This window comes from Kribbella aluminosa (genome assembly GCF_017876295.1).
GTDB classification, from domain to species: Bacteria; Actinomycetota; Actinomycetes; order Propionibacteriales; family Kribbellaceae; genus Kribbella; species Kribbella aluminosa.
On sequence record NZ_JAGINT010000001.1, the window covers coordinates 166037 to 186409 of the forward strand.

General features: G+C 64.0%; 17 protein-coding genes and 1 pseudogene. 14 read left to right on the plus strand and 4 right to left on the minus strand.

Annotation, left to right across the window (positions count from 1 at the left end; genetic code table 11):
- Positions 1 to 42 precede the first annotated feature (42 nt).
- Complete coding sequence (locus JOF29_RS00915; RefSeq protein WP_209692327.1) at positions 43 to 447, minus strand: hypothetical protein; 405 nt, start codon at positions 445 to 447, stop codon at positions 43 to 45.
- Positions 448 to 2253: 1806 nt separating this feature from the next.
- Between JOF29_RS00915 and JOF29_RS00920 the strand changes: the two genes are divergently transcribed.
- Positions 2254 to 2733 (plus strand): macro domain-containing protein, encoded by a 480-nt coding sequence (locus JOF29_RS00920; protein ID WP_165952287.1) that lies wholly within the window; start codon positions 2254 to 2256, stop codon positions 2731 to 2733.
- Positions 2734 to 2778: 45 nt separating this feature from the next.
- Positions 2779 to 3339 carry a hypothetical protein gene (locus tag JOF29_RS00925; protein ID WP_209692328.1) on the plus strand — a complete coding sequence of 187 codons (561 nt, stop codon included), beginning with the start codon at positions 2779 to 2781 and terminating at the stop codon, positions 3337 to 3339.
- Between the two features lie 86 nt (positions 3340 to 3425).
- On the opposite strand, the gene JOF29_RS00930 is transcribed toward JOF29_RS00925, so the two are convergent.
- Positions 3426 to 3938, minus strand: a complete 513-nt coding sequence (locus JOF29_RS00930) for an Lsr2 dimerization domain-containing protein (RefSeq protein ID WP_209692329.1) — start codon at positions 3936 to 3938, stop codon at positions 3426 to 3428.
- Positions 3939 to 4090: 152 nt separating this feature from the next.
- On the opposite strand from JOF29_RS00930, the gene JOF29_RS00935 reads away from it, so the two are divergent.
- The 11 genes from JOF29_RS00935 (at position 4091) to JOF29_RS00985 (ending at position 18033) form a co-directional block, all read left to right on the plus strand.
- Positions 4091 to 5938, plus strand: a complete 1848-nt coding sequence (locus JOF29_RS00935; RefSeq protein ID WP_245357391.1) for a DHH family phosphoesterase — start codon at positions 4091 to 4093, stop codon at positions 5936 to 5938.
- Positions 5938 to 6747 carry a CPBP family intramembrane glutamic endopeptidase gene (locus JOF29_RS00940; protein ID WP_209692331.1) on the plus strand — a complete coding sequence of 270 codons (810 nt, stop codon included), beginning with the start codon at positions 5938 to 5940 and terminating at the stop codon, positions 6745 to 6747. Before JOF29_RS00935 ends, JOF29_RS00940 begins: the two co-directional genes overlap by 1 nt.
- A gap of 89 nt (positions 6748 to 6836) precedes the next feature.
- Entirely contained in the window at positions 6837 to 7277 is a 441-nt protein-coding gene (locus JOF29_RS00945; protein WP_157630298.1) for a hypothetical protein, read from the plus strand.
- A gap of 1226 nt (positions 7278 to 8503) precedes the next feature.
- On the plus strand, positions 8504 to 10369 hold the full coding sequence (locus JOF29_RS00950; protein WP_209692332.1) for a DNA primase family protein: 1866 nt from the start codon (positions 8504 to 8506) through the stop codon (positions 10367 to 10369).
- An 85-nt stretch (positions 10370 to 10454) separates the two neighbouring features.
- Positions 10455 to 13724 (plus strand): hypothetical protein, encoded by a 3270-nt coding sequence (locus JOF29_RS00955; RefSeq protein ID WP_209692333.1) that lies wholly within the window; start codon positions 10455 to 10457, stop codon positions 13722 to 13724.
- Positions 13725 to 13898 carry a hypothetical protein gene (locus tag JOF29_RS00960; protein WP_209692334.1) on the plus strand — a complete coding sequence of 58 codons (174 nt, stop codon included), beginning with the start codon at positions 13725 to 13727 and terminating at the stop codon, positions 13896 to 13898.
- Positions 13899 to 13938: 40 nt separating this feature from the next.
- On the plus strand, positions 13939 to 14691 hold the full coding sequence (locus JOF29_RS00965; RefSeq protein WP_209692335.1) for a hypothetical protein: 753 nt from the start codon (positions 13939 to 13941) through the stop codon (positions 14689 to 14691).
- Positions 14692 to 14745: 54 nt separating this feature from the next.
- Positions 14746 to 14898 (plus strand): hypothetical protein, encoded by a 153-nt coding sequence (locus JOF29_RS00970; protein ID WP_209692336.1) that lies wholly within the window; start codon positions 14746 to 14748, stop codon positions 14896 to 14898.
- Between the two features lie 117 nt (positions 14899 to 15015).
- Positions 15016 to 16971 (plus strand): helicase-related protein, encoded by a 1956-nt coding sequence (locus tag JOF29_RS00975; RefSeq protein WP_245357392.1) that lies wholly within the window; start codon positions 15016 to 15018, stop codon positions 16969 to 16971.
- Between the two features lie 93 nt (positions 16972 to 17064).
- The gene (locus JOF29_RS00980; RefSeq protein WP_209692338.1) at positions 17065 to 17622 is read left to right on the plus strand and encodes a DUF7694 domain-containing protein; all 558 of its coding nucleotides are present in this window, start codon (positions 17065 to 17067) and stop codon (positions 17620 to 17622) included.
- Positions 17623 to 17670: 48 nt separating this feature from the next.
- Positions 17671 to 18033, plus strand: coding sequence for a hypothetical protein (locus JOF29_RS00985; protein ID WP_209692339.1), 363 nt, complete (start codon positions 17671 to 17673; stop codon positions 18031 to 18033).
- 28 nt (positions 18034 to 18061) lie between these two features.
- Here the strand turns inward: JOF29_RS00985 and JOF29_RS42590 are convergent, their stop codons facing one another.
- The gene (locus tag JOF29_RS42590) at positions 18062 to 18262 is read right to left on the minus strand and encodes a UTRA domain-containing protein (RefSeq protein ID WP_245357393.1); all 201 of its coding nucleotides are present in this window, start codon (positions 18260 to 18262) and stop codon (positions 18062 to 18064) included.
- Positions 18263 to 18614: 352 nt separating this feature from the next.
- A pseudogene (locus JOF29_RS45815) lies at positions 18615 to 18839 on the minus strand (winged helix-turn-helix domain-containing protein); the annotation flags it as partial.
- 978 nt (positions 18840 to 19817) lie between these two features.
- Here JOF29_RS45815 and JOF29_RS00995 point away from each other — a divergent pair.
- Positions 19818 to 20342, plus strand: a complete 525-nt coding sequence (locus tag JOF29_RS00995; RefSeq protein ID WP_245357394.1) for a hypothetical protein — start codon at positions 19818 to 19820, stop codon at positions 20340 to 20342.
- Positions 20343 to 20373 lie beyond the last annotated feature (31 nt).

The window sequence follows — 20373 nt, forward strand, 5'->3', positions numbered from 1 at the left end:
TTGCATGGTCTGGTGATCTGCGGCGTTGCGTCGGGCACTGGACTACCGGCGGGTGGACGACATGATTTCGTCGATGGAGACCTGCTCCCGGACCACAGGCGCTTCGTGCTGCGCGGGTGTGGCTGCCGGTGCAGCCGCGGGTTCATCGACGGACTCGACCGGCTCGGAAAGTCGATCCGCGGTCGAAGACGCATGGTCGTGTGCCATTGCCGGCGGTGCATCCCTCAGCTGGTTGTGTGGCTCGCCTCGCTGAAGGACGTACTCCGCCTGCGAAAGTGGGGCCGGCTTCGTTGCCGCGGTAGCCCCCGCCTGGGCTTGTCCGGGGCGGAGCAGTTGCTCAACCGGCTTGTTGACGACGTCGATGTAACCATCGCGCTCGATCGATTCGCGGATCAGCAGCCGGAGCGAGCCCGAGATGTTCTCTTGGAGGTCGAGCCACTGGTTCACCGAGACGTCTGCTGCGGGAACGCTCCAGCGAAGCCGCCGCGGATCTGCCGCCTCTGGCTGACTGGTCTTGGTCATCCGTGCACTCTCCTCGGCCTCGTCTACGGGACTCGGCCAGGTCGCCCCTGAGTCCTCTATCCGATGCTCATCTTATGAGCATTCAATGGTCTTTTGCAAACCTTTCAAAGACCATTTAAAGACCTATCCTTGTTCCGGGTCACCTCGCGGCTCGGCAAGGACGTCGATCAGACCCAGCCGAGCCCACCCGCCAGTTCCTGCCGTGGCCCGTTGATGGTCTTGTCAGCGCTCCAATAGGGGACCGGCCTGGTATCCCGGCTGCCCCGGATCAGGCCCTGGTCCAGCAGGTGCCCAGCATCGACCCGGAGCGCGACGCCGGACGTTGTCGACGGGACCGGCGGAAGACCCCGATGCGCCTCGGTCCTCCCACAGCCCAGTGATGCACGCCATCGAGGCGAGATCTGGACGCGTCCGGGCCCATACGGGGACCGGATAAGTGCCGGTTGGCACTGGCAAGCCCTGCGCTTGAAGCTTTCTTCTTGATGCGCCCACGACTGCTGCGCAGTAGCTGTGAAGGGCCTGCGGCCCGCCTCGGGCGCGGTGCGACGAGTGCCGGCACGACAGCCGTCGTACGAGCGATGCCGACGACCGTCCCGGATGCCGGCCTTGGAGAAAGCCGAAGCAAGCTCCGCCACACGATGAGGCGGAAGCCGCTGCGCGGCGCAACAACCGGTTGATCCAAAGCGCCAACCACCACAGCGATAGAGCGTCGGACCGCCCTGTGGCGCAGCTGTGGCAGGAGGCAAGCAGCAAGGTATTGCGAAGCCATAGGTGGTTTAGAAAGACCCACTAAAGCGAGCATCCGTACAGGTGGAGAAGAGCGCGCTACTCGTACCTCGCGAGACTGCGAAAGCGCATCCGTACGGCGGTGCCACGCGCGCCGATCAGAGCGAACAGCATCAGAGGGCCAAGACCAGGCGAAACAGCACCGGACCGTACACGCGCTCCGCGCAAGATGACCCAGAGTCCGGACCGGTACGTACCAACGATTTCGCCTGATACACAAGCGTTCCAGTCCTCCGCTAACGCTCCGGACGTGGAACAGAAGGCGGAGAAGAAAAAGGGCATAAGGGAACCTGGCAACACGTGTCCAGCAGACCTCGCTCCGCTCGGCCCTCTGCGCTGCGCTCCGAGGACGTGTTGGTCGGCATAGCCGACAGGTTCCAACGGTCGCTGGCGCTCCCTGACCTCGCTGCGCTCGGCATGCCCAGATGGCATGGATGAGCCGCCGCGCTCGTCGCCAGCAATCGATGAATGGATGCCCTGCGGGCGCATCGAGTGAGCGGCCGAGGCGACGGCCTCGAGCTAGCTGAAACGGCTCAGAGCCAGCAGAGCTGGCACGGGACGGAACAGGAGTAGTCGGGCCAAGCCCAGTTCCTGTACCCCTGAGGAGAGTTCCGTGAATCATGCCTCACACCAGCGCACGCACGTGACGCATCAGCTGAGAGCCGTCCCCTGTCGACCGGCTCGCCTTCGGGAGCGTGCCTGGTGACCACCGACGTCTCTCTGATCACGATTGCAGTCGAATGCCCTGTACCTGACTGCGACTCGATCTTGCGCAGCCGCAACCTGGAGCACGTCGTGTATGAGCACTTGGTCGACAGACATGGATGCATCGACACGGTTGCGCACGTGATGGCCTATGAGGTCTCAGCGTCAGCAGCCGACTAGGGCATGCGCCGCCGGCCAGGCACGCCATCAGCCCGCTACCGATTGAATGCTGGAGTCATCATGCCGATCATCTTGCAGCCCCCCGGGACGAACCTGTTCGGCAGTGGCGCAGACATCCTCGTCAATGCCGTCAACACACGAGGAGTCATGGGCGCCGGTCTCGCCCTGCAGTTCAAACAGCGCTACCCGAGCATGTTCGCCGCCTACCGCGATCGCTGCCAGTCCGCTCTCGTGTCCATAGGATCCATCGACGTGCACATCGTGGAAACACACTCGCCGCGCACAGTGATGGTCGCGAACTTCCCCACGAAAGAACACTGGCGCGACCCATCGAAGCTCCAGTGGATCGAAGCGGGGCTCGTCGCCCTTCGACAGGTAATCATCGAATCCCAAGCCCGATCAATCGCCATCCCGCCTCTTGGCTGCGGCCTCGGAGGACTCGACTGGAGCGACGTATCCAACCGCATCGTCGAATCTCTGACGCCGGTCGCCGAGGCCGGCGTCGACGTCCTCCTGTACCCGCCTGCCAGTCGCAACTGAGCAGGACACGTCTCGCAGATGATTCATCGCACGAGAGGATTTACCATGCCCCACGTCACTCCAGACGATGCCGCAGCGGCGCGAATCGTGAACAACCCGCGCAGCCCCGTGTACTCACACGTCGACCTGGTTACCGGCGCGCGCAGCTGGGACGACGAGATCGGCATGCGTGCCGCCTACCGCGAGGGCTGGCAAGGCTGGGGACCGTCGAGCGTGACCAGCCCGCTGCTAGTGTCCGGGCACTGCCCGGCAGATCCTGACGGTCGCGGCGCGGACGCCATGGCCGAGATGTTGTGGCGGGCAGAGGGTTTCGAGGTCCTGACCGTCCCCGCCGACTGGACGACCTATGGCAAGAGGGCCGGCTTCATCCGCAACCAGCAGATGGTCGACCTCGTAGTGGCCCTGCTCAAGCAGGGCAGCTCCGTGCGTTGCACGGCCTTCCTCGACCTGTGCCGCAGGCCGCGATGCCCGCAATCGCACGACCAACAGCTCATACCGCTGGTGGCAGGGCACTTCTCCCATGGCACCGTTGACTGCCGGACCCGAGCCATCCAGGCCGGCATCGAGACCTTCGACGTGATGCATCCCTCGCTGCGTCCGGTGTGATGCTGGAGCCGGACCGATAGATCTAACCCAGCTGCGGACTCGAATTCAGGGCTCAAGGCGACGATCGCATCGGGTCGTGCCGGGGGTTATCTCTCCCGGGCGATCCCGTGTGCTTCGTCGTAGGCGGCCTGCAACTCTTTGCTGATCCGCCCCTTGCCTTGGGCATTGAAGCCGTTGTCCCGACCCCAGGCCCGGATCGTCTCGCGCTCCTCAGGAGTCATTGCGGGGACCTCAGGCCCGGCACTCCGACGCGGCTTGGGAGCTGCTTTGCGGCTGGCCGTGTCGATCCCGTGTGCTTCGTCGTAGGCGGCCTGCAACTCTTTGCTGATCCGGCCCATGCCTTGGGCATTGAAGCCGTTGTCCCGACCCCAGGCCCGGATCGTCTCGCGCTCCTCAGGAGTCATCTCTGGAACTTGCCGCTGCTTCTTCGGCTCGGCTCTGCGGCCCGCCTGGACGTACTTCTTCAGATCTGCCTCGAACTCGCGCCGCTCCTTGGCGGTGAGGTCGATCTCATACCACTCGTCACCGACCGCGAAGGTGACTGTCGCGGCATTCGGACGCTTACTGAGGTCCGACTCGACGACGCTTCGCTTAGCCATGGTGTCGACCATAAACCACTAACTGATCTATGAAAAGTCATTGGATGACGATTCCTATAGATTAAGCAAAGATGATGTGATAACAGCATCAAGAAGAGGTTCGCGCTGCTAAAATCGCATTAGACGATCATTCGATCAGCAAGGACATGATGATGACCACAACCCCCACCTTCGTCGACTCCGATCGCCAGTGGCAGGGTGCTGGAACCAGCTCCGACCTGTTCGTGCTCCTGCGCCAGCGCAGGGGCTGGACCGACGAGTACCTCGAGGCCATCGACTGCGAGAAGCACGACGCGCTGAAGGATCTCGAAACTATGGTGGCCGCGCTCGAGGACGTCCGTCGTTCGGGAGGCACGATCACCGTGGCTCCCGATTTCGACATGGACGGCATTGCCTCTGGCGTTCTCGGATTCGCGGGGCTCAAGGAGCTCGGGTTCGAGGTGAACCTCTACATCCCCGACTACCGCCGCGGGCACGACCTGACCATCGAGGACGTCGCCGACATCCATCGGCACTACCCGGAGACGACCACGCTGCTCACCTGTGACGGGGGAGTGAACTCCCATGCCGGTGTGCGCGCCGCACAGGCGTTGGGGTGGAAGGTCCTGGTGACCGACCATCACCAGGAACTCGCTCCCGGCAGCGCAGCCGACGTGACCGTCGACCCGTGCCGCCTCGATGAGACCTACGCTCTGCGCGGGATCTGCGGCGCGCATGTTCTCTACCAGGTGCTGGAGGCCTATACCGCGGCACACCAGCCATCAAAGCGGTGGGCCATTCGCCTGCTACGCCTGTTCGCCGGCCTCGGTACCGTGTCCGACGTCATGCCCGTGCTGTACGAGAACAGGCAACTGGTGCGCGACTCGCTCTCGATCGCCCGGCTGCTGAGCGCGGCCGCGCCGAGGACGGTTCCGAACCCTTATGGCGGCTTGGACCCGAACCCCGACGGCATCGATGTCCAGAAAGCCACGCTCCTGCAGCTGCTTGCCGCACAGCCTGGTGAGCACGATGCGGCGTACCTGGCCGCGTTCGAGGGTTTCGCGGTTCTCCTGAAGGCCTTCGCGCAGGCCGGCAAGGTCCGAAGCGTCGACGACATCGACGAAGGCTTCTACGGCTACTATGTCGCCCCGGCGATGAACAGCCCCCGGCGGATCGGCACACCCTTGTCCGACTGCTTCGCGGTGTTCACGAGCCCGACCACGAACCAGAAGCTCGCAGCGGCCCAACGGGTGATCGCGAACAACGAGCGCCGCAAGGAACTGGTCGTCGAGCACCTGGCCGAGCTGGCCGACGGCGACCAGCCATTGGCGCCATGGGTCTACTTCTCTGCCGCCCCTGCGGGCATGTACGGCCTGCTGGCCAACCAGATGATGGAGAAGCACGGTCACCCGGTCGTCGTGCTGAACCGGCCGGCGACGCCGTCGGAGCCGGTGAGCGGGTCTGGCAGGGCCCCAGCCTGGTTCGAGATCATCGCCGCGCTCGAGGGTCATGAGGACCTCTGGGCCATCGGTCACCAGCAGGCGTGTGGAGTGAAGCTGCGCTCCGCCGCAGCGCTCGACAAGCTCTCGGCAATCCTCGAAAGCGCAACCCGCGTCGCAATGCTCGCCGCCGCAGACTCGATCGGGCCGGCGAGTGACCTCGTGCTCGGTCCAGGCCCCGAGTGCGACGCACCACTGACCGACGTCGAACCACTGATCGAGCTGGTGCGCCGCATCGAGACACTGCGCCCGTTTGGCCACGGCTTCGTCGAGCCGGTCTTCGAAGTCGCGCTCGACGGATTCAGGGTGGACCGGATCGGCACCGAGAAGCAGCACCTGCGACTCGTCACCGGCACCGGTCTTGCCTGCCTGTGGTGGAACGCGGCCGAGGAGCACCATGACCGGCTTGCTCAGACCGCTACCAGCCACGATCTGGAGGCGTTGCGCTTCCTCGGGAGACTCCAGCTCAACACGTTCATGGGCGAGACCCGTCTACAGGTGGTCATCACGGAGCCGCTGTGATGACCACCGAGACTGACCGAAGACCGCGGACCGAGCCGCTTCTCGCGGCGTCGCGCCGCATCGGCTGGTGCGTGCTCGTGATGCTCGTCGTTCCCGGCGGGTACATCCTGCTCGCCGCGCTCGTCCTGGTGTGGATCGGGAACCCGGTCGTTGCCACGATCGCCGTCGGAGCGATCGTCACGCTGACTGTTGGCTGCGCGCGCTACCTGCGGCCCAGATTCTTCGCCTTCGACCCCGGACCTGGGCCACTGGACGGCACGCAGCGATCCCCGGGGTTCTGGCGCTGGGTGCTGCTCGCAATGCCAGTGACATTTCTGGCTGGTCAGACGATCGCGCTCATGCTCTATGGGCTGGTGGGGTCTCCTGGCTTCGACCGGCACCGCGAAGCCGAGCAGGCGTCCGCTCAGGTGCTGGTGATCACGCTGACTCTCGTGGTGGCCCCGCTCAGCGAGGAGGCACTCTTGCGGGGGCTCACCTATCCCCTGCTGCGCAAGCAGGTAGGTGTCGTGACGTCGGCAGTGCTCACGTCGCTGATCTTCGCCTGTATGCACGGCAACCTCGTCCAGGCGGTGGCGACGGCACCTCTAGGGCTCGTGCTCGCACTAATTGCCGAGCGCACCCGTGGGCTCTGGCAGGTCGTCGTTCTCCATTCGGCGTACAACCTTGCCGCAGCTCTGGTTCCACCGGGCGCCGTCCAGGCGCTGGCGACACCGGTCGGCGTCACGGTGATGGGCGCGGCCTGGGTTGGGTGCCTCGCCTGCCTGTTCGTGCGAGTCCGGTCGCGAGGTAGCGCGGCGAGGCCCGGGTGACCGGGGTGAAACCGGTCACCGGGGGACAGTGGAAAGCCGAGTTCGGCCGGCCTACTGGCCGGTCAGTGCAGCGAAAGGAGCTGATCATCATGGCTGTCATCGAGACCTGCGTCTACGCGGACGGCGAGCTGATGGCTCCGGCGCTGCTGCCGACGCTCAGGGCGAAATCCCGTCTGGCCTTTGCCAGCGCGAAGTACTTCCCAACTTTCGACATCGGCTACACCCACATCTACCGCATCACTGCCTGGGGTCTGTCTTGCGACAAGGCCGAGCGCCGTGCCAAGCGCAAGGTTGGCCGGTTCTACCGGAAGCTGAACCAGGTCGAAGGCTTCAGCACCATCACGCTCGACAAGCGTGAAGACTATGTGCGCGGTAACCAGAACTACTCGGTCACCTACGACATCGTCTATGTGATCGAGCGGACAGGCTCGCGCACCCAACGACCCGACGCCCCGTACCCGGAGTACCAGCACGATCTTCAGAAGCTGACGTTCACGCCGGAGACGGCCGCGGTACTGACCCGGCGGTGACAGGCCGCAGGATCGTGCGTCGGGCAGGACATACGAGAAGGACCGAAGGGATCCCTTCCCACGGGGAATACCCTCCGGTCCTTCTCTTCACGTTTCCATCCGCCAAGAGCGACGGCGACGGCGACAGTCTCCTGCCGTCTGCTTGTCATCGTAGCGGAATCAAAGATCATTCGACAACCATCAATAGATCATGCAGATGTGATCCCGATAGAGCCCGAATAGTCATCCATGACCCTCCCCTTGCGAGTGGCCGACCGCAGTGGCAGTCGTCCACCCCAGTTGCCCGGCAAGATGAGAGCTGCTGCCGGCCATCTCCTACCACCCCGAAGCCGGCTACTGCCGGCTCTTCTGCCCCGGATGAGACCTCCTGTCTCGTCCGGGGCATGTTTGTTCAGAGCAAATCGCTGCCAGATGTACCACTTGCTCTGGTACACCTCACGAACCGAGGTCTGACCTGGGGAAACGCATGGCCTGGGATTCGACAGCGCGAGTCACCCGTACCACTGCGAACATTCCCGTGGTACACCCGTTTGCCCTGGTCAGACACGGATTTCAGCCCGATGTACCAGAGGTACCACCGATCTGGCACCTTCCTCTAGCAGTGGGACGGCCGAGACACCGAGTCCCGCCGTCGCGGTGGCGTCGCAGGGGAGTGGGGACCCGGCTGAGAACCCCGGACTGGTCGCAGGCGCACCCGCAGGCATGCGCATGTCAGGTCTGAAATCTCTGGTACCTCTGGTACAGGGGTACTAAAAACCCCACCTGACCTGGCGTTCTGTCTGTACCACTTAAAATTTGGGAAGTGGTACAGCCCTGGCAGAAGCCCGGCAGAAACACGATCTGACCTGCGGAAACGCCTGTACCACTTGACGTGGTACAGCTTTCGCTGCCCGAGGGCAACCAGGATCTGCCCGGGCGTGCTGCCTCCCACGTCCTGCCTCATCCGACGAGCGGACCCACTGGGACGAACTCGGGCGGCTGACGCCGCCCCCGGGTGCTGCTAGGGGCCCGCTCGACATCGAGCACCCCTCGCTGCACGGACTGCACACTCCGGCCCACGCAGCCCGCCCGCGGGGTGCAGATAGTCATTCAGATAATCATTCAATAGATTGCAGATGATCATTCGAATGACATAGGGTCGGTGGACACGTTCCATTCAGAGACGAACCGTGTCGGCTTCCCACCCCCTGCCGACGGGTCTCCATCACGATGCGAAGAGGCGACGCATGACCACTCCCGGCACGGGCAACGGCTCGTCCGTCTCGCCCGGCGACACCGGATCCTCGCCGCCGGTGACCAGAACCGCGACCCTGCTGACCGAGTTACTCGACTTCTTCGACCGACGCTCGCAAGCCGCGGCACCGCAGAACCTCATCGTTACCCACGTCACGACCACCTACTTGTCGCGCCTCGACCTGGACGCTGCGCCCACCCCTCGGATACTGGAGCAGGAGCTGCTTGCCGCCAGCAACGCGATCATCAAGGCCGAGAACGTCAAGATCCCCAAGGGCGACGGCCGGTTGCCACTGGCCAAACGCCTCTCCTGCTGGCAGATCGCGCAGATACTCCTGCACCTGCACCATGTCATCAGGATCGCTCCCAACGCGAAGGACACCGATCGCGAGTACGACCTACTCGCGATGTACAACGCCACCGGAGTCAATCGCGGCACCTACACCGTGAGCGAAGACGACCTCCGCACGACTGCGAGACGCTACGACACCCAGCTCACCCTGAACGACTTCAAAGAGGTCCTCGCGATCCTGCGCGAGGACAGCCCTCGGACCCAGCGGTGCGCCCACCGGGATCTCCTTGCCGTCAACAACGGCATCGTCTTGTACAGCACAGCCGACCGCGACATCGAGATCGGTGGCCGGACGTTCCACTTCGAGGGCAAGAAGGTCCACCGCTTCGACCCGGCCATCGTCTTTCTCTCCAAGAGCCGCGTCGACTACGTCGAGGACGCGCCTCCGCAGGTCATCACCCACCCCGAGGACGGGGACTGGGAGATCGTCGCCTGGCTAGAGGAAATGTTCGACCAGCCCGGCCAGGAAGGACTGGCCGATCTGATCTGGGAGATCATCGGCGCGATCGTCCGGCCCCATGTTCGCTGGGGCAAGACCGCGTGGTTCTACAGCGAGCGCGGCAACAACGGCAAGGGCACGCTCTGTGCCCTCATGCGCAACCTGGTCGGTGACGGTACCCACACCTCGATCCCGCTGTCCGACTTCGGCAAGGACTTCGCGCTGGAGCCACTCGTAAGGGCCAACGCGATCATCGTCGACGAGAACGACGTAGGAACACTCATCGACAAGGCCGCCAACCTCAAGGCGATCGTGACCGGCGACGTCATCCAGATCAACCGCAAGTACCGGATGCCGATCGCGTTCCAGTTCCTCGGCTTCATGGTGCAGTGCCTCAACGAATTCCCGAAAGCCAAGGACAAGTCCGAGAGCTTCTACCGCCGGCAGCTCTTCGTGCCCTTCACGAAGAGCTTCAGCGGCTCAGAACGCAAGTACATCAAAGACGACTACCTACAGCGCACAGAGGTCCTCGAGTACGCGCTGTGGTACGCGATCAATCGTGCCGGGGCCGCAGATCCGGGGAACTACTACCAGCTCTCGGAGCCTGTGGCGACGAAGGCCGTACTCGCCGAGTACAAAGAGGTGAACGACCCGGTCAGGTCCTTCTGGGAGGAGCTCCGCGAGCTGTTCGTCTGGGACCTGTTGCCGTTCCCGTTCCTCTACGACCTGTTCAAGAGCTGGTTCCTCCGGGCGTCTCCGTCCGGGTCTCTGATCAGCCGGCAACGATTCGTCTCCAGCCTCGTCGCCATCATCGACGGCGACTCCGACTGGCACTGCCCGGACAAGAACCGCAAAATCCGTCCCGGCCAGATGCTGAACAAGCCCGAGCCGATGATCGCCGAGTACGAACTGAAGAGCTGGTACGCCCCTGCCTACAAGGGCACCGACCCGCTGAAGATCGGCAAACCCCTGCTCCAGGCGAGCTACCGCGGACTACTGCGCCATGCCCTGACCGCGACCGGCGCGGCGCCCGTCCCGGCTCCGGGATCGAGCCCCGATGAGCCCTGACACGACCAGCCCCGCTCAACGGCATGAAGCCGTGCCCGGACGAGATCCCGGTTCTGCAGACCCCTAGAACGAAATGAGAGACACGATGCCTGCTACCCAAGAGAGGACCCAACCTCGACGGCGACTCCCACCCGTCACAGCGGAGTCATCGCTGTTCACGTTCTATGACATCGAGTCCTTGTCGAATGTGTTCAGCCTCGTCGCCTACACGCCGCGCCCGGACCTGGCCCGCGATGCACTCGAGGTCTTCTACCTCGTCGACGACGCCACGCTGGCCGCAGCGGTCCAGACCCACTCGCTGGTCGAGGTGATCCGCACCGGCAACCCCGGGCTGCCACAGGTCGAGGCTTCGCTGTACGACCTCCACACCATCCGAGGCAACCTGCGGCTGGCGCAACTGATGGGGCTTTCCGACGCAGAGCAGGTGTGCGATCCGGAGCAGGACTCCTCATACCCCGGTGACTTGCGTCCCGTCTGTGATACCGACCCCAGCTTTGACCCGGCGGCCCACCCGTTCCTCGCCGGCTACAACTCCATGAACTACGACACGACCATGTTGGCGCTGTACCTGTCCGAGGTGTACTCCGACGTCGTCGACCACCGCGCCCGCCTGGCGTACGCACAGCAGCAACGCCGCAGTGCGAGTACGCAGCGCGTCGCAGAGACCGAACAACTTCTCGTCGACGTCCTCGCACAGCGCCCACAGTTCAAGCCGATCACCGCGGCCGCGTTGCGCTCACACAACGACGAACTGTTCGATGCCAAGAACATCGAGTACATGCCCGGCTACCTCGGCTGGGACACACCTCAGGGCAAGATCCGCCGCGCGATGCTCCAGTCCGGGCGTCACCTCGACGTCGCGCGACTCAACGAGCTGCAGCGCAAGGTCGGGCTGAAGCGCCTGCTCGGCATGCTCGGGCACCAGATCAAAGAATCCGGCAAGCTGGGCCACGACTCGATCATCACGACGCTCGAAGAGCTCTACGAACTGCTGGCCTACAACGTCGCCGACTGTTTGGGCCTCGCCCAGCTGTTCGAGCACCCGCTGTACTCCAGCGCCTTCGACCTCAAGGCCGGCCTACTGACCCAATATCGCGAGACCGTCTTCAACCGCAACGAGACGGTACGCCGCGACCGGCTGACCATCGATTCGTCCTCGGCCAAGTTCGTCGGCCGCATCCTCGCCCCGCACACGCCCCTGAACGACATCGAGAAGGTCTCGTATGTCTACCCCGCCGCAGAAATCGCTCACGAGCGCGGAATCGCCCAGGTCAACGTGCTCGACGAATGCGTGCGCTTCTTCGAGGAGCACGTCACCCCCGATCGCGCCGCCAACCCAGCACAGGCGAAGGCGCACACGGACTTCCTGCAGGTCGTCGCGTACTACCGGTCGATCGAGGGGCAGAACTTCAACGACTCCGAGGAGTACAGCGAGCTGCACGGACTCCCGGTCCGGTCACTGAAGGAGATCCCGAAGTCGCCCAACAACCTGCCCTACTTCCTCGCCGACGGGACCCCGTCGTCGTGCTTCGCGACCTTCTCCACCGGGGGGATCCACGGGGCCGAGGCCGATATCGCCGGGTTCAACCGAGACCTCGCGGAGCACCGCGCCAGCACGATGATGCTCGGCCTGGCCCGCCACCTTTACCCCGACGCGAAAGACTTCGTCGCCGAGGCGAAGCGCCAGCACAACATGCTCGCCCTGCCAGACGGCACGTCAGTCGACAAGCGTCTCGTACTGCTCGGATCGGACCCGGCGAAGGTCAAGTACCGCAAACCCAAGAAGGACGACCCAGTCCAGGCAGAGCAACTGACGCGAGCCCAGACGCAGGTCCCTGACCCCGCAGGCCTCCTGGCGGTACAACGCCCGGACCACGAAGCCCTGGACGTTGCGATCACCGACAGCATGAGTCCCGGCGGAGTGTTCGTCATCCGGGGCAAGACGGTGCTGGCGAAGTCCGCGGCCACGTCGGCCGAGTACCGGACGGAGGCGGCGAAGAAGCCACCGGAGCTGTTCGTTGCGAAGGAGGACGCGTCCACCAAGCTCCACCCGAAATACGCCCGGACCTCGACAGGCCACGTCACCCACGAGGATTTCACGAGCTACTACCCGAACCTGCTGCGCAACATGAGGGCCTTCTACAACCCCGAGCTGGGGGAAGACCGCTACGCAACGATCTTCTTCGACAAGGAACGACTCGGACGCGAACTCAAGCAGCCCGGCCTCCGCGCGGCTGAGAAGGAACGCCTGACCACCTTGCGCAACGGGACGAAGCTCATCCTCAACGCCGCGTCCGGCGCAGGCGATGCATCCCACAAGAACCCGATCCGGATGAACAACCGGATCATCTCGATGCGCATCATCGGTCAGCTCTTCAGCTGGCGGATCGGCCAGGCGCAGACGCTCGCCGGTGCCCGGATCATCTCCACGAACACCGACGGTCTCTACTCCGTACTGGACCGGGAGATCAACGACCAGGTGCTCGCCGAGCAGGCAGCACTGATCGGGGTCGACATCGAACCCGAGCCGATGTTCCTCATCAGCAAAGACTCGAACAACCGGCTGGAGCTAACCGCACCCCGAGCAGGAAGCACGCTCGCCGAAAGCCGTATCATCGCTGCTTCCGGCGGCACGCTGGCCTGCCATGTGGGACCCCGTCCGGACAAGTCACTGGCCCACCCGGCCGTCATCGACTTCGCCCTGGCCCAGTACCTGCAGGTGGTCGCCACCAGGGGAGAGGCCGCACTGTCGGAGGCCTTCGACACAGACCTCGGGCGCAAGCTCATGGGCGAGGCGATCGACCCCGAGGACCCGCTGCGAACGGCGCTGCTGTTCCAGAACGTCATCGCCGCGTCGCGCGGCTCCATCACCTACCCGTTCGCCGCGGCCCCTCTGGATCCCACTGCAGGCGACGAGGGCCAGCGGATCGTGGACCCGAGGCCGCTGCAGATGGTCAACCGGGCGTTCGTCGTGCGTCACGGCACCGACGGTGCGGTCAGCCTGCTCAACGCCGGCGCCTGGAAAATCCCACCGGCCACCCAGGCGAAACGCCGACAAGGTGCTCAGCGCCCGGTACCAGACGAGATCGCCACATCGATCCTCGCCCATCACGGCTGGGCCGCGACCCGCTGGATGAACTCCCAGAACCCCCGTCTGACCCTCGTCCCCGAAGACCGAGACGTCTCCACCCGCAAGATCAACGGCATCGACCCCACCTGGTCCATGGTCATCTGCAACGACGACCTAACTGCCCTGGGACCACCCGCCCTCATGGCAATCATCGAGGCACTCGACCTCGACGTGTACACCCAGATGCTCGCCGAGACGTTCACCAAAAACTGGATGAACACCTAGATGGGCACCGTCAAGCGTGACGTCGACCGGTACCGGCCGAAGGAACGTCTCCCACGAGGCTTCCTCTACCTGAAGCTCCTGCCACCCCTACGCAGCGGCCTCCACGCCCCGTTCGTCGCCGACCTGTGCGGCGATCAGTCGGTTCCCGAACCCGAGCGGCGGACAACTGAATGAAGACCGCGACCGCCCGAAGACACCAACACAAGGCAGATCGATGAGCCGCGGCCTCACACGATCGAACCGCCAAAACACGACCGCCTTCGGCCGCATCACGAACCACGACCTCCTGGGCTTCGACCAAGCCGCCAGGGATCTGATACTCAACGCGATCGCGCAGGGCTGCACCGGCAGAGTCTCAGCCAAAGGACACTGCATCCTGCGCAACAACACCGCGGAGACCGCCTCGGTACCGCGCAACATGACCGCTCCGAACAGGGCGTCCCGCAACGCCAAGGCACAGATACGCCGGCTGCTAGCCACGCACCGCCTGGACGAGGACCCCGAACAAGACACCCTCGCCGAACCATCGGAAACACCGAGACCGATATCGATTGCCCAGGCATTCAACGACTACGCAGGCGCGTTCTCTTCGTGGCTCGACGAGCAGGCCGACGGCCTGCCGGGGGACGCCGCGATAGAAGTCCGGTTCGACCAGAGCGGCGCACCCACGTTCCGGCTGATACCGCACCCGGCATCAGTCGCATCCGACGAGCGCCTTGCGTGTGAAGAGAAACCGAAAATGCCTATGACGACCAGCCCTAAGACATCGCGCCGCCCGCACGAGAAAGAAGACGATCACCCGAGCCTCGTTCCGCAACGCGTCCGCGAGGCACGCAGCACGACGACCACCATCGCTGAGCTGCAAGCCGAGAACCAGAGCCTGCGTGCCGAACTCGAGCGCCAGCGGAACAGAGCCGACGAAGCCGAGGTACGGATCGCACTGGTCAAGGAGGCCCTCGGCGTCTGAACCAGGACGCAAATCCAGCACAGCAGGTCATCACGCCGAACAGGAGTACCAGGTATGCGCCGGATCCCAATGAAACGACAACCCAACGCTGGGCCTGAGGCCGGCGCGAAGGAGACCCAGCAGAAGCAACTGGCGATTCCGGCAATCGTCGGCATCTGGCTCCTGTCCCTGGCCTGCCTCGCCGGCGCCTGGGCACTCCTGCGCTGACCAGCACCAAGGCCGGCCCTCCATAGACCAACGACGAAAGGAGGCAGCCGGCCAGTCCAAGGCGGCTCGCCCACGATGACCACTCTCGCCACAACCCCGCCCTCGGCCCCTCGCCTCATGCCGCATCAGCAACACACCGTCGACTTCATCGTCGACCACCCGTTCGCCGGTATCTGGGTAGACGTCGGCGGCGGTAAGACGCTCTCCGTCCTCAGCGCCCTGCAACGCATTCGGCCCATCGGCCACATCCTCGTGATCGCCCCCATCGCGGTTGCCCGCTCCACCTGGATCGACGAGATCGAAGACCGAGGCTTCAACATCCGCACCCGGTCACTGATCGTCGACGAACGCGACCGAAAACTCTCGCGCGAGCGCCGCGTCCAACGGTTCCGGCAGGTGCTCTCCGACCCGCCGACCATGTACTTCATCAATGCGGATCTGCTCACCCAGCCGTCCCAGCAAACCAGAGTGATCACACCGGTAGCGAGCAAGAAGGCAGACCCGGTCATGTCTGCGGAGGCGGCCCAGATCCTGCGACTGGTGCGAACCCGAAGGCTGCTCAACTACGACGAACTCGTCACCGAATACCGCGACCTGGCGGCCACAGATCCCGGCCGCCCGACCCCTGCCAAGTCCAAGATTCAAACCTGGGTGCAGGAGCTACGCAACGCCTCGCTGGTCACATCGGCGCCGTGCGCCTGCCGCACCTGCTCCGGAGCCGGCTGCCCCGAATGCAGGTTCGGCCTGGTCGACCAGATGCCGATCCAAGACCTCAACGGTCAAAAGACCCTCATCTGGCCGTTCCAGACCATCATCATTGACGAGAGCCACGCATTCAGATCCCACTCCTCAAACCGATTCAACGCACTCAAGGCCGTGCGCCCAGCAGTCACCCGGCTGATCGAGCTCACCGCCACGCCAGCGCCGAACGGCCTCGAGGGCCTGTGGAGCCAGGCCTACCTCCTCGACCAAGGCAGGGCTCTGGGGACCGACATCGACGCGTACCGCGAACGCTGGTTCACCCCGACGGTCATCCCGGACTCCAAAGCGCCCCCGAAATGGAAGCCCAAGCCGGGCGCCGAGCAGGAAATCCAGCAGGCCATCGCACACCTCGTGATGAGCGCACAGAACACGTCAATCAAGCTGCCGCCACTCATCGTGGAGGACGTCCACGTCCGCCTACCTCCCGACCTGATGACTGCCTACCGGGAGTTCAAGCGCGACCTCATCGTCCAGATCGTCAGCCAAGCGGCGCTGCAGAAGGCCGAGCTCGCCTACGCCGACTGGCTGCGAAACTCCGCCGAGCCCGAAGCCCAAACGATCCGCACACACCTGGCGACACTGACCGGCGACGACCTACGCGACGCCTACACGACGTTCCGCCAAGCAACGATCGGCAAGTTCCTCCACCAACCCGACGAGCACCTCGTCCGCACAGTCGTCGCCGACAACCGCGCCGTGCTGATCAGCAAGCTCATGCAGTTCGCCTCAGGCACCCTCTACACCTCCGACCCAGGCGACCCGAGCACCAAAGGCCAGTACGAGATCATCCACGACGAGAAGATCCAGAAAACCTCGCACCTGATCCGCCAGAACGCCGGAGAACCCGCGCTGGTCGCCTATCACTTCAAGTCGGACAAGGAACAGCTGCACACCCGTCTGAACAAGACAGGCATCCCTACCGAGGCATTCGACGGCTCGCGCACGATGATCCGCCGCTGGAACGCCAAGGACATCCCGGCGATGCTGATCCACCCGGCTTCGGCCGGCGCCGGCCTGAACCTCCAGCGCGGCGGCTCCACGCTGATCTGGTACACGCTGCCGTTCCTTCTCGACTACTACCAGCAGACCATCGGCAGGGTGTACCGCCCCGGGCAGACCAAGCCGGTGAAGGTCTACCGGATCATCACCGCCGGCACGCAAGACGAGCGTATGCCTGGGGTCTTGTCTACCAAGCGGCAGATCCAGGACCGGCTCCTCCGGTACGTCGACGTCGACAAGGCTCTACTCGCCGCACTCGACGACGAGATCCGAAGTGACCTCAACGACCTCTGGTCCACCCTGCGGCTCTGAGGCTCAGCTCGTGTGCCGCAACCGCCAGGGTCGGCTCTGCCAGCCGGCGGAGCCGACCCGGGTGAACAGCGCAACCGACAGGAGATCACGACGATGCCCAAGACCAGAAAATCAGGCAACCCGGCTAAAGCAGCCGGAGGCCGGCAGCGATGGACCCGATTCGTCCAGCACGAGAACACCACCACCGGCGAGCAGGTCTGGCAGAACAGCCGCTACATGGTGCTGGTCGCCACTCGCAACGACCGAACCGTTCGCTGGGGAGGACTCGAAGGTACACATGATGCCCACCTGTCGTTTCGCCGCCGCGACAGACAGCCCGAACCGATCACCTGGCGAGACATACAGCGGATCAAGTCCGAGTTGTGTGGGTCAGAAGCCGAAGCCTTCGAGTGTTTCCCTGCCGAGTCACGATTGATCGACGGCAGCAATCAACGCCACCTGTGGGTCTGGCGGGCCGGCAACCTCAACGCACCGCAGCTCGGCTGGTACAACGTCCGAGCTGTGCTGGGCGAGGCGCTGTCCGAGGCTGACGCTGCCACGGTCGCGCCGCTGGTCACCGTGCACGGAGGCAAGCTGTCCAACGCCCGGCAGAACCCGTTCGAAGACGGCGCCGACGCCAACCTGAATCACCAAGGCGTGATCTGGTCATGACGCTCCAGAGGACTCGATACGCATCGGCACACGAAAAGAGGCACAGCAATGCGTGACTTTACGGCCAGCAAAGCCGAGGAGAACTCCGAGCCAGATCAATCGGGTTCGCAGTTGGGCCCTGCCGATCGAGGCTTCCGATTCAACGGGCTGAGCACCGATGATGACACTGCGATGACTGTTGCTCTCAAAGACTCGATCGCCGGCACGCTCGCCCTGTCGGGCATCAGCGGCATCAGCTTCGCTGAGCCCCAGGAAATTACCGATGCCCGCGCCCGGATCCAAGGCCGCGAGAGCACCTTCAGGCACGTCACTGACGGCACGCCCACCGGCTGTCTGTGTGGTTACACGCCCCAGAAGCCCCCTGCACGCGGGGCACCCGATTGCCCAGCCTGCGAGCTGCTCGATTGCTAGTACACGCTCCTCGCGACGGAGCTTACGGCTAGCCGCCGAGCCTCGGCCGATAGTGGAGCTGAGCATCCTCCGCGCTGCGCCGGGTTTCCTGGATCAGGATCGGCTGACCGTTGTGGGTGGCGATCCGGCGCGTGACCAGCATGGGGAATCCCTCGGGAATACCCAGTGAACGAGCGTCGCTTGGCGCCGGAGGACGGGCATGGATGTAGTCGTTGAGATCCAGCTTCATCCCCGCGGCCCTTGGCCGCTTTGTAGGTCTGCCGGGCGGAAATATATTGCCGCCGGGCCAGTCCAGGTAGTGATTTGGCAACGACTGTGGGCAAGTAGCTGCGGACGAAGATTCGTGTCCCGGCGTCATTTTCGAGGATCCGGTCTGAGGCGTAGAACGCCGTGCCTTGAGGGACGCCGAGGGCAAGCGCCAACGGCGCATCGGCACTGGTCTGGTACTTGGACGGGGGCTCGATGTCGTGCCACTCGCCACCGGCGGACTCGGAGTCGACATAGTTACCGTCTCCGTCAACGGTGATCGTGCGCGGGTGTGTATGACTTGGCCAATCGCCCGACCTTCGCACGAACGCCCGTTGGCCCTTGATGGTCTGCACGAGCCCTTCACTGCGGAGTTGGGCAATCGCCCGCCGCACCGTTACCAGCGACACCTCATGGACCCTGGCCAACTCGCCTTCGGATGGCAGTACGGACGCCGGAGCAAGGCGGCCGGACGAGATCTGGGCTCGCAAGTCGTTGGCGACCTTCTCGGTCAGACTTACCCGCCCATCTGTGCTCTCCGTTGCGCCTTTGGTACTCACTGCTACTCCCTCTTCTCATGTTCAGGAGTCCTTGATCTCGGGATCCAGGTTCTCTCGGTTTCTAATGGCTCTAATAGTTCTATTACACAGATCCTCTTCTTGCAATAGGGTGTTGCAAGAACCTATTGCAATACGTCAAGGCCGCCGGTTAGGCTTCGCGTGTCGATTCAGCAGCCGGTCGAGGGAGGGATCAGAGATGAAGTCACGACTCCGTGGAAGGTGGATACCCCGTGGCTTGGCGGTAGCCGGTCGGTGTCGCGGACCCTGTTCCACTGACGCGACGCGTACCGCCGCGAGATCGTGCAAGCGGTGATGTCTGCATGGTCAGCGCCTTCGACTGGAGGCACGTCGAGCTCATGCGCCTGATCGTCGGCCGCCCGCGATGCGAATGCACGTGCAGGTGCGAGTGCTAACGCCTGTGCAGGTGCGCTTAAGGGTGTTGACAGGTCGGTGTAGGGATGTTGCAGGTTCGTGCAATCGAGACCGATGGTTCTTGATTTGGGACGATGCCGAGGGCAATGATGGTCGGTCTGTTGAGCGGGCCTGGAGGTTGGTTGCTGAGGGCATCTAAAGTTCCGGAGCGCGCTCTCCACGTAGCGCCAGTCATCCGAGGCTGTGGCCACCTTCGGTGGCCGAGGATCGTCAGCACATCGAACAAGCTCGACGGGGGTCGGGAAGCGATGTTCAAGCAGTGTCAACGGAGTTATCCACAGATCCACATTCTTCCTCCGCGACAGGTAGCCGGAGTGGATAGTCTTCTGTTGCTGGTTCAGCGGCCAGTCGGGGGAGCAAGGAGTGGGGTCGAAACTGCTACTAGACGGGAGGTGATTGCCGTGCGAAACGGCAGTTGTCAGCGTGTGGCCCGGACCAGACAGTCTGATGACGGGTTCAACCAACGGAGCCAGGCCATCGGTCATCAAGGAGCTGACATCGGGTTTCACCGCACTTCGCGACCGTGCGCGTGAAGGGGGCACGCCGATGAGCAATCTGCAGCCTGAGGCACCCAGCCCGGGTGAATTTCAGGGTTACAACAGGGCCCGCTGCCTTATGTGGTGCCATGAGGCCCGGGCCCGCGTGTTCGAGCGTCTCGACAAGGAGACGGCTTTCATCAGAGACACCTCGGTCGAGGCCGTCCACGTCGACAACACCAAGCTGGCCGATCGGGTCTTCCTGACGGCATTCGACGATGAAGGCCGCCGTGTCAGCGGCGACACCCTTTACAACGACGAGCCCGATCAGCGCCTGGAGGTCGCGTCGGAGTTCGACCACGACTTCACTCACATGGAAGTCCCACCCGGGTCGGACCTTGAGAAGGTTGTTGCCCGCGAGGACGGCTGGGTCGTCAACATGGAAGTGGTGCGGGAATACGACGTCGTCGACGATCGCCGGAAGACGCAGCGTGCCGTGGTACTCGCGCATCTGCCTGACCTGATGAAACGGGGCGAGGCTCGCGGCTTCCTGCTCGGCCAGGACGAGCCCGACGAGGAGGCTGATGCCGAGTGAGAGAGCCGTTGCTGCCGTTCACCTGCCGACC